This is a genomic window from Bacteroides oleiciplenus YIT 12058 (assembly GCF_000315485.1).
Classification (GTDB): Bacteria; Bacteroidota; Bacteroidia; order Bacteroidales; family Bacteroidaceae; genus Bacteroides; species Bacteroides oleiciplenus.
Genome location: NZ_JH992947.1, coordinates 71325 through 85354, shown reverse-complemented (window position 1 = coordinate 85354; position 14030 = coordinate 71325). Strand labels below are relative to the sequence as shown.

General features: G+C 45.9%; 8 protein-coding genes. 5 read left to right on the top strand and 3 right to left on the bottom strand.

What is annotated here, in order from left to right:
- Positions 1-20 precede the first annotated feature (20 nt).
- Both purL and HMPREF9447_RS26405 read right to left on the bottom strand, forming a co-directional pair.
- Positions 21-3725: a phosphoribosylformylglycinamidine synthase gene (gene purL / locus HMPREF9447_RS26410; RefSeq protein ID WP_009132710.1), complete on the bottom strand. Its 3705-nt coding sequence runs from the start codon at positions 3723-3725 to the stop codon at positions 21-23.
- Positions 3726-3921: 196 nt separating this feature from the next.
- Complete coding sequence (locus tag HMPREF9447_RS26405; RefSeq protein ID WP_009132709.1) at positions 3922-6006, bottom strand: LruC domain-containing protein; 2085 nt, start codon at positions 6004-6006, stop codon at positions 3922-3924.
- Positions 6007-6426: 420 nt separating this feature from the next.
- On the opposite strand from HMPREF9447_RS26405, the gene HMPREF9447_RS26400 reads away from it, so the two are divergent.
- From HMPREF9447_RS26400 to HMPREF9447_RS26385, 4 genes are all read left to right on the top strand, one after another.
- Positions 6427-7080, top strand: coding sequence for a LysE family translocator (locus tag HMPREF9447_RS26400; protein WP_007664434.1), 654 nt, complete (start codon positions 6427-6429; stop codon positions 7078-7080).
- Between the two features lie 16 nt (positions 7081-7096).
- Complete coding sequence (locus tag HMPREF9447_RS26395; RefSeq protein WP_009132708.1) at positions 7097-7639, top strand: DUF4924 family protein; 543 nt, start codon at positions 7097-7099, stop codon at positions 7637-7639.
- A gap of 65 nt (positions 7640-7704) precedes the next feature.
- Positions 7705-8559: a dTDP-4-dehydrorhamnose reductase gene (rfbD, locus tag HMPREF9447_RS26390; protein ID WP_009132707.1), complete on the top strand. Its 855-nt coding sequence runs from the start codon at positions 7705-7707 to the stop codon at positions 8557-8559.
- 65 nt (positions 8560-8624) lie between these two features.
- Complete coding sequence (locus tag HMPREF9447_RS26385; protein WP_009132706.1) at positions 8625-10193, top strand: peptide chain release factor 3; 1569 nt, start codon at positions 8625-8627, stop codon at positions 10191-10193.
- Between the two features lie 135 nt (positions 10194-10328).
- On the opposite strand, the gene HMPREF9447_RS26380 is transcribed toward HMPREF9447_RS26385, so the two are convergent.
- A complete protein-coding gene (locus HMPREF9447_RS26380; RefSeq protein ID WP_044138760.1) occupies positions 10329-12551 on the bottom strand; it encodes a beta-N-acetylglucosaminidase in 2223 nt (740 codons plus the stop codon).
- A gap of 166 nt (positions 12552-12717) precedes the next feature.
- On the opposite strand from HMPREF9447_RS26380, the gene HMPREF9447_RS26375 reads away from it, so the two are divergent.
- Positions 12718-13698, top strand: a complete 981-nt coding sequence (locus HMPREF9447_RS26375; RefSeq protein ID WP_044138781.1) for a helix-turn-helix transcriptional regulator — start codon at positions 12718-12720, stop codon at positions 13696-13698.
- Positions 13699-14030: the final 332 nt, after the last annotated feature.

Here is a 14030-nt window from a genome sequence, read left to right as displayed (position 1 = left end):
TACTTGAATATTCGTAGAAACTACTTAGTCTTCTCTTCTATCCATTTGCGTGCATTGACGAAGGCTTCCATCCACGGGGTGATTTGGTCGCTATGCAGGCGTTCTGCCGGATAACAACCGTTTTGCCACGGGAAGATTGCGCGTTCCAAGTGAGGCATGAGTGCCAGATGACGTCCGTCGGCGCTTGCTATAGCAGCTACCGAGAAGTCCGAACCGTTCGGGTTGGCGGGATACTCATCATAGCTATACTTGGCCACTACATTGTATTTGTCTTCGTCGTATGGCAAAGAGAATTTACCTTCACCATGAGCCACCCAGATACCGAGTTTGCTGCCGCTCAACGAACCGAACATTATGCTGCGGTTAGTCGGGATGGTAAGGCCAAGGAATCTGGACTCGAATTTGTGAGATTCGTTATGCAACATCTTACCTTGTTTTTTATGCTCAGGAGTGATGAGATTAAGTTCCATCATTAACTGACAACCGTTGCAGACACCCAGTGAAAGCGTGTCTTCGCGTGCATAATACTTGTCAAGTGCCTCTTTGGCTTTCGGGTTGAAGAGGAAAGCGCCTGCCCAACCTTTGGCAGAACCCAGTACGTCGGAATTAGAGAAACCACCACAGTAAACTATCATGTTCACATCTTCCAGGGTTTCGCGTCCGCTGATAAGGTCGGTCATAGTTACGTCTTTCACATCAAAACCTGCAAGGTAAAGAGAGTAAGCCATTTCACGTTCACCGTTCGTGCCTTTCTCACGGATGATGGCTGCGCGGATACCAGTCGGTGTACGACGGTTCGGGTCGATGCCATATTGTGAGAATTTGCCTTTGAATCCCGGCATGAAAGCGAATTCAAGCGGTTGCATCTTATAGTTCTCAAAACGCTTCTTGGCACAACCGTTCATAGACTGTTTGCGGTCGAGCAGGTAAGAAGTAGAATACCATACGTCGCGCATATAGTCGATGCCGAACTGATAAGTGGCATCATCTTTAGTGATGAGGATGTGGCGTTCGTCGGTCGGTTTACCAATTTTCACGAAGCCTACACCGGCATCTTCCAATATTTGTTTCACCTGGTCTTTGTGTTTGTCGCTCACCTGGATAACGATACCCGGGTTCTCGGCAAACAGAAGTTTCACGAGGTCATGTTCCTTCATCTTGTCGAGGCTGATTTCCATACCGCCTTCTACATTGGCGAAGCACATTTCCAGCAGGGTAGTGATAAGACCACCAGCTGATATGTCGTGACCGGCAAGAATCAGGCCTTTGTTCACCAGTTCCTGTACGGCAAGGAAAGCGTCGCGGAAATATTCGGCATCCTGCACTGTAGGCACTTCGTCGCCCACCTTGCCCAATGATTGTGCAAAGGCAGAGCCACCCAACTTCAAGGTGTCGAAACTAAAGTCGATATGATAAATCGTAGTTTTTTCATCGTTTACAAGAACGGGAGAAACTACTTTCTTCACATCCGAAACTTCGCCACCTGCGGAAACGATTACGGTTCCCGGAGAGATTACCTTGCTGCCGTCGGGATATTTCTGTGTCATGGACAAAGAGTCTTTTCCGGTAGGCACGTTGATTTGCAGTGCGCAGCAGAAGTCGCTCAAGGCTTTTACAGCTGTGTAGAGACGGGCATCTTCACCTTCTTGTGAGCGGCAAGGCCACATCCAGTTGGCAGAGAGGGAAATGCTGTCCATTCCTTCGGCCATTGGGGCCCATACAAGGTTGGTCAATGCTTCACTCACAGAAAGTACAGAACCAGCAGCCGGGTCGGCAAGCGCAGCCTGTGGGGCATGTCCCAGTGAAGTGGCTATACCTTTCTCACCACGATAGTCGAGGGCTACCACACCGCAGTCGCTCAAAGGCAACTGCAATTCGCCCTGGCATTGCTGGCGGGCAATCTTACCCGTTACAGAACGGTCCACCTTGTTGGTCAACCAGTCCTTGCAGGCTACAGCTTCCAGTTGCAATACATTTGTCAGGTACTCGTGCAACTTGGATTGCTCGTATTTAGGCATTTCGTAGTGACGTTCTACGGTTTTATCTACCATGTAAGTCTTGGGAGACGAACCGAACATCTGTTCAACGGCGAGGTCGAACGGACGTACACCGTCAGCTTGCTGGAAAGCAAAGCGATGGTCGCCAGTAGTTTCACCTACCACGTACATCGGGGCACGTTCGCGTTCAGCTACTTTACGCACATGTTCGATGGCTTCTTCCTGAATGAGCAAGCCCATGCGTTCCTGGCTTTCGTTGGCAATGATTTCTTTGGCGGAGAGAGTCTTGTCGCCGATAGGCAACTTACTCATGTCAATCACACCACCACATTCTTCCACCAATTCGGAAAGGCAGTTTACGTGTCCTGCCGAACCGTGATCGTGGATGGATACCACAGGGTTGGTTTCTTCTTCGCAGAGGGCACGCACCACGTTGTAGGCGCGTTTCTGCATTTCGGCATTGGCGCGCTGCACGGCGTTCAGCTCGATACCGCTACTGTAGCGTCCGGTATCTACAGAAGATACGGAGCCACCACCCAAACCGATGCGATAGTTATCACCACCGATAACGACTACCTTGTTTCCGGCTTCGGGAGTGCCTTTCAAGCAGTCACGCTTTGCACCATAACCTACACCACCAGCAAGCATGATAACTTTGTCATATCCGTAAACCTCTTCTCTTTCTTTATGTTCGAAGGTCAGCACGGAACCGCAGATCAAGGGCTGACCGAACTTGTTACCGAAGTCGCTGGCACCATTGGACGCTTTAATCAAAATTTGTTCCGGAGTTTGGTACAGCCATTGGCGTACAGGCAGTATTTCTTCCCAGGGGCGTCCTTCGTCGGTGCGTGGGTAAGAAGTCATGTAGACAGCAGTTCCGGCAATGGGCCAAGAGCCTTTGCCACCGCCCATACGGTCGCGGATTTCACCACCTGTACCGGTAGATGCACCATTAAAGGGCTCTACGGTTGTCGGGAAATTGTGTGTTTCGGCTTTCAGCGAGATAACGCTCTTGATGTCTTTCACCTGGAAGAAATCGGGTTTGGAGTGGTCTACAGGTGCAAACTGTTCAATCACCGGACCTTCGGCAAAGGCTACGTTATCTTTGTACGCTGAAATAATCTTATTGGGATTCTCTTGGGTCGTTTTCTTAATCATCTGAAAGAGGGAAGACTCTTGTTCTACACCGTCGATGATGAATGTTCCGCCAAAGATTTTATGGCGACAGTGCTCGGAGTTGATTTGAGCGAAGCCGAATACTTCAGAGTCCGTCAGTTTCCGACCGAGGTCATTCTCTACTTTCTTGAGATAGTCCATCTCTTCTTTAGAGAGCGCCAGACCTTCTTTTTCATTGTAAGCTTCCAAGTCCTCTATGTGAATGATTGGTTCCGGCTTACGGTTGGTGGTGAACACTTCCTGGTCGAGACCTTTGTACATGCGTTGCAGCATTGGGTCGTGGTCGGCATTCTCATCTTTTACGGGGAAGTACTCCTCGATGCGGATGATACCGTCGAGCCCCATGTTCTGGGTGATTTCTACGGCATTCGTACTCCAAGGGGTAATCATTTCGCGGCGCGGGCCTACGAAATGTCCTTTCAGGTTGTCTTCACTTTCGGTAGTGGCTTCTCCAAAAAGCCAGCAGAGTTTGTCGATGTCTGCTTGAGGGAGTGCGTGCTCGCATTCTACGGCTATCACGCTTTTGGATGGGGTTCTGAAAAAAAGAATCATACTGAATATTTATGATTTATGATTTATGATTTATGCTTAGGGCACTCCGGAAAAGGCAGGGAAGCGTTTACGGGAGATACCGGCTTTTTTTCTTTGGCGCAAAGATACATAAAATCGTTGGGGGAGAGAAAGAAAAGGAAATAAAAAACGCATGCAGATTTGCTTGCATGCGTTTTTATCGGGAATCCTTATTGTTTTACTTCACTTTATCCGGGAAAGGGTGGTTGTACCAATCGTAATCCGGATTGGTTATCCATAGTTCGAAATTCTCAAAAGACTGACGGAGATTGTTACCCTCTAATGGAAAACTGAACTCACCGGGAATTCTCATAATCCAGCAGAAATTGCCTTTGGCTCTGAATGGGGTATTCGGGGATGCAACCACTCCGCCAATGGTGGATGTGTCAAACAAGTCGGTTGCTTTTCCATTGATCTGGTGGATTTCCATACGTTTGCCTTGTGTTGCATTGCAAGTGATGAAGAAGTTCAATTTGTCTAAAGTCAATTTGGATTCTTCCACACTGTTCTCTTTGAAATGAATGGTTACGGTGAATGCTTTAGGATTGAATTCAGCATTCTTATAAGTACCTACGATGGGAGTGCCGGTATAACCAGCAAAAGCATGCGCATGGTCGAATAGGGGGATAACCGCTAAAGTTTGTCCTTGTTCTGTGCCGTTGGCATTGGTCTTGAACATATTTTCTGTGAAGTTATTACTCGTATCATATTGGATACTGTTAATGTCGCCGGCAATAAGTTCGTCCAGTTGTACTGCTGCGGCAATGCGTTTGCTGGCTCCAATGGCAGCAAGTTTACATTTAAGAGTGGCTTGGGTTACATAGTTGCCTGTAACCTTCAGTCTAGCTTCGGTAACCAATACGATATCGTTCATGTCGTAATCGCCAAAGTTGGGCCACAGGTCTTCAAAGGCGTAGGTATACTGACCTAAAGTATATTCTTTGTCTTTGTCCGGTTCTTCCGGGGTACCCCCTTCTTCTGGATTGTAGGCGGGAGCACAATCGGATCCTGTTGTCTTCACCCCTGCGTTGGCGGCAGCCTTTGTATTACCCCAACGGGCGTTGTCTTCCAGATGAATGTTTTCCGGTTTTTTCCCATTGTTGTGGTCACATACGACGAATACTCTGTTTTCAATATTGGGAATTTTATTATTGCGACTGTTTATTACTGTTGCATTCGTTAATTTTACGACAGCCCATTTGCCGTCATCATCTCCCTCAATTTCGCAATCATTTTTAAATTCTAAAGTTTCTTCAATTTCTAAAAGAGAGTTCTTTTCTATTTCTAAAGTGGCTTTTTGCATCCACATTGTTTCGGTAAAAACGTATCCCCTTTCTTTTATTTCAAGTGGTGAGTCATCCTTTCCGTTACCATCCAATTCAATTCTTTTGGCGTGAAGGCATCCATAGTTGTCTATCTCACCACCATTTTTAATGGTGAGTGTTCCACTCACTGTCATAGTGGCATAATTCTCTATTTCAAATTCATCTTTAACAGTGAAGTCGCCTAAGCATTGAATAGAGCCCGCCGCTTCTCCTCCGGACTGTTCTTTGCTTAAAATGATAAATTTGGCATTTTTATGGTTCTGAAATGCGTTCTTTTCCGAAATGTTTAATATTCCTGCAATATAAATTAGGCCACCTTCCATGATATTAATATTGTCATTCAAGTTAACCATATTTCCGGCAGAAACTTTATATTTTTCATCTTTATTTATCTTTGTGATGTCGGCTGTTAACTCTTTCGCTTTATCCCAATCTTTTAGGTCGTTATCACTGCGTGTAGTTATGCTGGGAGTACGGGTGGACATGATTGTGTTGTCAGACTCTCCCAGATGTAATGTTACTTTCTTATTGACTATCGGGACATTGCATTCCAATGTCATTTGGCTGCCATCTGTGTAGTGCAATGTTTGGGTTACGGTCACTATTGTATCACTGGCAGGTAGTGTGATTTCTTTGTTATAAGGGTGGTTGGAACTGGCTGTGCCAATGGCTACAGGCAAACTTCCTTCGTCTGCTCCTTGCGGATAGATAGAGATAGTGTAAGTGTGGACTGTATTATTGCCGATACTCACATGAACGGCAACCTCAGCAGTAGTTGACCACAGAAAATCTGAGGGAATAGTAAGATCAGTGATATTTCCGTTGTCTGGCTCGTTGTCTGGCTTGCTGTCAGGATTATATACGTCATTGTTCATACAACTGACAAGTGCAAGTAGTGTAATGAATAAGAGACTCTTTAATTGATGAGTTGTTTTCATAAGCATGTTTTTTCTGTTTGTATTAATTGACGATACAAAGATAACGTAAATCTTGATATAAAACTACGAGAACTTGATTTTTTTATTCTTTTTAGTTGGTGATTTGATGAGATCTATACAGATTTATTCTGTACTTGACTTTTAAAACAGTTAGATAAACCTCCGTAATCTATGTTTATTTTTACAGCGTCAAACTAAAATATGGAAAAAATATGAAGATAGCTTTCTGGGTGCAGATCAGAATTCATTCTCCCGCGAAAGGCTTTTCACCTCTACGCATGTACAATATGTCTAATAACCGTCTATAGTTTGTCACTTTATTGCTTTAGTTGTGTAAAGTATTAGGTGTTTTATGATAATCAGTCGAAAAAACGTTAACACAATTGGTTCGTCTCACAAAAAAGTACGATATTTGCAGCCATGATTGAAATAAGGACCATATTCGATATATTATGGAAGGGCTTTATTATCGGGGTAGTTGTGTCTGCACCGTTGGGGCCTGTCGGCGTGCTGTGCATTCAGCGTACGCTGAACAAGGGGCGTTGGTATGGTTTTATAACGGGTCTGGGAGCTTCGTTGAGTGACATTGCCTACGCCTTGCTGACAGGATACGGAATGAGCTTCGTATTCGATTACGTCAATAAAAATATTTTTTATTTGCAGTTGTTCGGAAGCATCATGCTGTTGGCATTTGGCATTTACACGTTCCGCAGTAATCCTGTATCGTCTATCCGTCCTGTTTCTACTAATAAAGGTTCCTATTTCCATAACTTCATAACGGCATTTGCCGTCACACTATCTAATCCACTTATTATTTTCCTGTTTATCGGACTCTTTGCACGCTTTGCCTTTGTTAGCGAAGGGGTGTTGGTGTTTGAGGCGGTCACCGGATACCTGGCTATTGCACTGGGAGCATTGGCATGGTGGTTCGGCATTACTTTCTTTGTGAATAAAGTCCGTACGCAATTCAACCTGCGCGGCATCTGGATATTGAACCGTATCATCGGCGGCATTGTCATTGTTGTGTCTGTGTTTGGGTTGGTATTTACGCTGATGGGCGAGTCACTTTACTGACAAGAAACATAAAATCATGAAGATAGCACAACAATTAAAAGCGAGGAATATCGCAGAATACCTTATATATATGTGGCAGGTGGAAGACTTGATACGTGCCAACGGGTGCGATATCGATAAAATCCGCGAAAGTATTATCTCCCGTTATCCTGAAGAAGAACGCCCTGCGTTGGAAGAATGGTACGGTAATCTGATTGATATGATGCGTATCGAAGGCGTGAAGGAGAAAGGACATCTGCAAATCAATCGTAACGTAGTGATAAACCTGACGGAGTTGCATGGCGAATTGCTGGCATCACCTAAATATCCTTATTATAGTGCGGCTTATTTCAAGGCACTGCCCTTTATTGTAGAGTTGCGCCAAAAGAACGGAAAGAAAGATGAACCGGAACTGGAAACATGTTTCGAAGCCTTGTATGGTGTTTTGCTGCTGCGTTTGCAGAAGAAAGAAATCACGCTGGGAACGGCGAAGGCAATAGAGGCTATCAGCAGTTTCATATCTTTGCTTGCCAACTATAATGAAAAGGATAAGAAGGGGGAGTTGAAGCTGGAGGAGTGACGAAGTGATAAGGTGATAGAATGACTTCAATCGTGAATCGTAATTAATTGAATCTAAATATAGAGATGAGAATATTAGTAACCGGAGCCAACGGGCAACTTGGCAACGAGATGCAAGTTCTTGCAAAAGAGAATCCGCAACACACTTATTTTTTTACTGACGTACAGGAATTGGATATCTGTGACGAACAAGCTGTGCGGGCATGCATTGCCGACAATCAGATTGATGTAGTGGTGAATTGTGCCGCTTTTACGGCGGTTGATAAGGCGGAAGATAACAAAGAACTATGCCGCAAACTGAATGAGGAAGCTCCGGGAATACTGGCACGTGCTGCACAGGCCAATGCTGCGGCAATGATACAAGTCTCTACAGACTATGTATTCGATGGTACAGCACATATACCTTATAAAGAAGATTGTACCCCATGTCCTAATTCCGTTTATGGTTTCACTAAATTGGGAGGAGAGAAGGAAGTCATGCAGAACTGTGAAAAAGCGATGGTGATTCGTACTGCCTGGTTATACTCTATCTATGGAAACAACTTTGTAAAAACGATGATTCGTCTGGGACGTGAACGTGAATCTTTAGGGGTTGTTTTCGACCAGATTGGTACACCGACATATGCGAAAGACCTGGCGGTTGCCATTTATGCGGCCATTAATCAGGGAATTGTACCGGGCATTTATCATTTTAGTGATGAGGGCGTATGTTCCTGGTATGACTTTACGGTTGCTATTCACCGCATTGCAGGCATTACGACTTGCAAAGTAAGTCCGTTGCATACGGATGAATATCCGGCAAAGGCACCTCGTCCGCATTATTCGGTTTTGGATAAAACAAAGATAAAGAGGACATTCGGCATTGAAGTCCCGCATTGGGAAGAGAGCCTTGCAGAATGTATTAAGAAGCTTGAGGGATGAGTTCGAAGAAAACTCAACGCCAAAGCAATTAGTAAAAATAAAAATAGTAATAACGATAACGACGAATGAACCAAGAAATTCAGAGAAGACGAACCTTTGCGATTATCGCGCATCCGGATGCCGGTAAGACGTCATTGACTGAAAAGCTATTGCTTTTCGGTGGACAGATTCAGGTGGCTGGTGCCGTAAAAAGCAATAAGATAAAGAAAACGGCTACATCCGACTGGATGGATATAGAGAAGCAACGTGGTATATCTGTAACCACTTCCGTGATGGAGTTCGATTACAAAGATTATAAGATTAATATCCTCGACACTCCCGGTCACCAGGACTTTGCCGAAGATACTTACCGCACGCTGACCGCTGTAGATAGCGTTATCATCGTAGTGGACGGTGCAAAGGGTGTGGAAACGCAGACGCGTAAGCTGATGGAAGTCTGCCGCATGCGTAATACGCCGGTAATCATCTTCGTCAATAAGATGGACCGTGAAGCGAAAGACCCTTTTGACTTGCTGGATGAATTGGAGGAAGAACTTTCCATCCATGTGCGTCCGTTGACGTGGCCTATCGAGAGCGGTGTCCGCTTCAAGGGGGTTTATAATATCTATGAGCAGAATTTGAATCTTTTCCAACCTTCCAAGCAGGTGGTTACGGAGAAGGTAGTGGTAGATATCAATACCGAGGAACTGGACAAGCAAATCGGTGCACAATTGGCGGAAAAGTTGCGTGGTGAGTTGGAATTGATAGACGGGGTTTATCCTGAATTTGATAAAGAAGACTATCTGAAAGGAGAGTTGGCTCCGGTATTCTTCGGTTCGGCACTGAATAACTTCGGTGTGCAGGAATTGCTGGATTGCTTTGTGGAGGTAGCTCCAAGCCCCCGTCCCGTACAGGCGGAAGAACGTGAAGTAGAACCGGATGAACCGAAGTTCACCGGATTTATCTTTAAAATAACGGCGAATATCGACCCGAACCATCGTTCCTGTATTGCATTCTGCAAGATTTGCTCAGGCAAATTCACGCGTAATGCACCGTATCTGCATGTGCGTCACGGAAAAACAATGCGTTTTTCTTCGCCCACACAGTTTATGGCACAGCGTAAGACGACGGTTGACGAGGCTTGGGCAGGTGATATCATCGGCTTGCCGGATAACGGGAGTTTTAAGATTGGTGATACGCTGACGGAAGGGGAGATGCTTCATTTCCGTGGTTTACCCAGTTTCTCGCCGGAAATGTTCAAGTATATAGAGAATGCTGATCCGATGAAGCAGAAACAACTTGCCAAGGGTGTAGACCAGTTGATGGACGAAGGTGTGGCACAGTTGTTTATCAATCAATTCAACGGGCGGAAGATTATCGGTACGGTAGGGCAGTTGCAGTTCGAGGTTATTCAGTATCGTTTGGAGAACGAATACAGTGCGAAGTGCCGCTGGGAACCGTTGAGTTTGTATAAGGCTTGCTGGATAGAGAGTGATGACCAAGAAGAACTGGAGGCATTCAAGAAACGTAAGTATCAGTATATGGCGAAAGACCGCGAAGGGAGGGACGTCTTCCTGGCTGATAGCGGATACGTGCTGCAAATGGCGCAGATGGACTTCAAACATATTAAGTTCCATTTCACGAGCGAGTTCTAAAAAGCCTCTGTTATGTGAGGCTGTATCGCGAAACTCACCACAGATTACACAGGTTTCCACAGATTATCTATCTTTAATTTTAATCTGTGTCAATCCGTGTAATTTGTGGTGAGTTTCGATATATCCACTTCTTTTTTAGCCCTTTACTATGGTCAGCACAAATTGCCGTAAATAAACTTGTTGCTCTTCGGCACTCACATTCGTGAAACGTATAAATTTCACAGGAGTGTTTTGCAAGTCAGCCGTTAATCTGCTTTCCTTTTGTTTCAGATTTATGCTCTTCCATTCTTTACCGTCCGTAGAGATTTCAAGATGTCCCCATGTACAAGGGATATCCTTACCAAAGTTGATTTGTATGCTCTCTCCCGGATAAGCATTGTCCAGTTCGATTTCAACACTGTTTCCGGCTGCCCATTTCACAACTTCGTTGGCAGGAGAAATGAGGATACGATTGGCTTTTACCTGCAATGGCAAGTTCTTTATTTGTTCTACGTTGCTGATTAGTCGGTGAGGCATGTAGTCGGCAGTAGCATCCAGTTGGGTTCCATTCTTTTGATTGTAGCGTTTGGTAACGGTTGCAAAAGTCTGGTCTATCAATGGTTTTATTACTTTTGTAGCGGTCTTCACTCCCGGCTGATAAGGGTTCTGATTGTAGGTCTGGTCTACATCGAACATCAGTTGCTGCAAGGCTTTCACATGCTTATACTTCCGTATGAAATCAGAATGTGAACCACTTTCCCGGCTTTCTACCATCTTCAATACTGCTTCTCCGGTTTCGGCCAACAGTTTAAACTGATGCAACCAGGGGGTGATTTCTGTAATCAGGGGCTTGTTTTCTTTATTCGCAAGCAGGATATCGGCGGATTCTTTCATTTGTTCGAAAGTCTTTTGCAAGGCTTCGATGTCTTCTTTATCGTAACTGCCATTGTTTATATAGCTTTTGAGGAACCGTTCGGCAACAGGTTGGATGTCCTGTGATTCTTCGCGACGGTATTTATGTCCGTTGACACCCAGGTCGGCATTGTGGGTGGCAAAACATTCTAGTTCTTCGGCAGCGTCCGGCAGAATGGCGTGGATGGCATCTTTCCAAGTCTGCATGGCGTCATATTTAGCCGGATTCCATGCATAGCTTGCTACGCTGTAAATGGCTATTTTGGAGGCTTCGGCATGCTCCATCGGGTTGGTGACGAAGCCGGACATCGCGTTGGCAATCGTGGTGTCGTTGCCATAAACCGGGCCGAGAAGCAGGTGGTCGCGCACGTAGTCGGACACGGGGAAGTTCCACCAGATGTATGCCGGGCGTTTGATGCGTTCGTTAATCCAGGTGATGCCGTCGCGGGTAATGTCGGATACTACACGGTCTCCTGTCCACATAATCTGAATAGAGGGATTCAGTTGCTCGCCCAGCGTAGTGAGGTAGTTGCCATTAGGGTTCGACCAACTTTTGTTGTACTCCGTGGGACACATGATGAGTGGGTTGACATCGGGCTTGGTCTGCACAAAGTGCTCGTCGATGTAGTTCAGCAGTTCCGCTTGCTTTTGGGGATTGGTGCCTTCACCGGATATATCATCAAAGAATACGGCAAAGGAACGGACACCAAGTTGGTACATCTTCTCAAACTTGGAGAGCAGGAGGTTGCGGTCTTCCGGATTCCACTTAATATCTTGTCCCGGATGAATGGCCCATACGAAGTCGACTTCGTTTTCGTTGGCCACTGTTACCAGCTCCTGCAATTGGGTGGCTTCTTTTTCGGGATAGGGCAGGCGCCAGTTGGGGGCGCTATGATACGGGTCGTCTTTGGGACCGTATATATAGGTATTCATTTTGTTCTTGCCATAGAACTCGAGTTGGCTGAGGCGTGCCCGGTGGCTCCAGGGAGTTCCGTAGAAACCTTCTACCACACCGCGGCGACGCACGGAAGGATAGTCTTTTATTTCCACTTCGGGCAGCCTGCCGTCTTTTATCAGTTGCGCAAAAGTTTGCAGGGCATAGTAGGTGCCCCGTTCATCGGCTCCTGCCAGTACGATTTCCTTTTCGTTGACAGAGAGGTAGTAACCTTCGTCGTGATCGGGAATGAGGCGACTGTATTTGCGCACGCTTTTGTCTCCTTTTTCTCCTATGTAAATGCGGAGTCCTTCGCGGGTGCTTTGTTTACCCGCAAGCAGGTCCTTCAACACCTTTACTGCATGAGGGTTTGCTTCTTTCTCGCCATCTATCTGGTAGATGGCGGGCAGACTGATGTTGCTGTCCCGCGTAATGAACTCTTGCGGAGAGGGTTGCAGACTCATGTCCTGTGCAAATAAAGCGGCGGCACATAAGAGGCCGGCTCCCAATAAAGAAATCTTTTTGTTTTTCATAAGTAGTAATAATGAGGGCTCGTTGCCATGATTTATATGATTGTACAAAGAAATACAAATTTATCACATAAAACAATTTTGTGGGTAAAAGCTTTGCATTCTGTCTTTATTGTGGGGAGAATGCTTTATCTTTGTGCTCCGAATAAAATAAACACATCGAACAATGATGAAACCTATGCATTTCTTTTTCTCCTTGTTTTTCCTGCTGATTTTGACAGCCTGTTCAAGTCCTGCCAATCCAACTCTATTGAATTATGAACAATCCCTTGTCCGTGCCGACTCGCTGGCGAATATCGGTGCGGCCGATAGTGCTCATGCCGTACGTTTGTTGGCGGATTTGCACCGGGAATATGATCGGGTAAAAGAGCTCTCCGGTGGAAAGCGCGTCCGCTTGATGCCTGCCGACAAGCGGAAGCAATTCTTCCTGGGGGCATTTACTGCGTTGATGATAGGTCTGAACGTATGGCTCTCCATAAGAGATATCAAGTTCTCGACCGACCGTAAGCACCGCCGCTATCTTATTGATTTGAGCGAGAATGAACAACGTCTGCGCAACAATGAACTGGAAAAAAATGAATTGCAAGAGTGTCTGAAGGAGATGTCGCTGACGGATGAGGAACGGGAGGAAGTACACCGGTCATTGACGAATCTTATGGTGCACGGCAATCTGCTGTGTGATGAAAACGAGTCCCTTCGTACACGTCTTAAGGATTATGAAAATCGCCCTTTACCCCGCGAAGCGGAATTGCTGAAGGAACGGAACGAACGCATCAGTCTGCTTGATAGTCAGGTACAGACTCTTACCTCCACATTGATAGACCGTGACGATGTGGTGGAACGCCTGCGTCGCCAGCCCAAATTTCTTTCCGATAAAGACTGGGAACACTTGTCTCAGCTCGCTGACCGTGTGTACGATGGTTTCACCCGGCGGCTCACTGAACGTTTCCCTTCGTTGACCCCTGCCGACCTGCAACTTTGCCTGCTGATGCGTCTGCGTTTCACGAATGCGCAGGTGGCTACGCTTATTGCGGTGTCGCCGGCTTCGGTTTCGCAACAGAAGTTCCGGTTGAAGAAGAGGCTGGTGCAGGAGGACGGGGAGTTGTTTAAGAATGGGGAGACGGTGGATGTGGTTATTGGGGAGTGCTGATACCTGATGTATTGCGATGCGTTTATTTCGTACTTTAAGTTTATATCTTATCGGTTCTTTTTCTTTACGAATATTTCCCGAAAAACTTCACCTTGCGGAGGGCTTTCGTTTCACTCGCTGAATGAACGTGATTCAGTCAGGGACTGAAAGCCTTTCACTCAGGGACTGAATGTCTTTCAGTCCCTGAGTCATTGTACCCCCTCTCAGAAGGTGTTCAGAAAGGGGGTATGGGAAAGGCGGCAGACATGAAATGAAAGTGGTAAAAAATACGGATATTAATCTTGCGTTTGCCTCTAATTGTTGCTAGAACAGATGTTTTTTCATCTATTTGG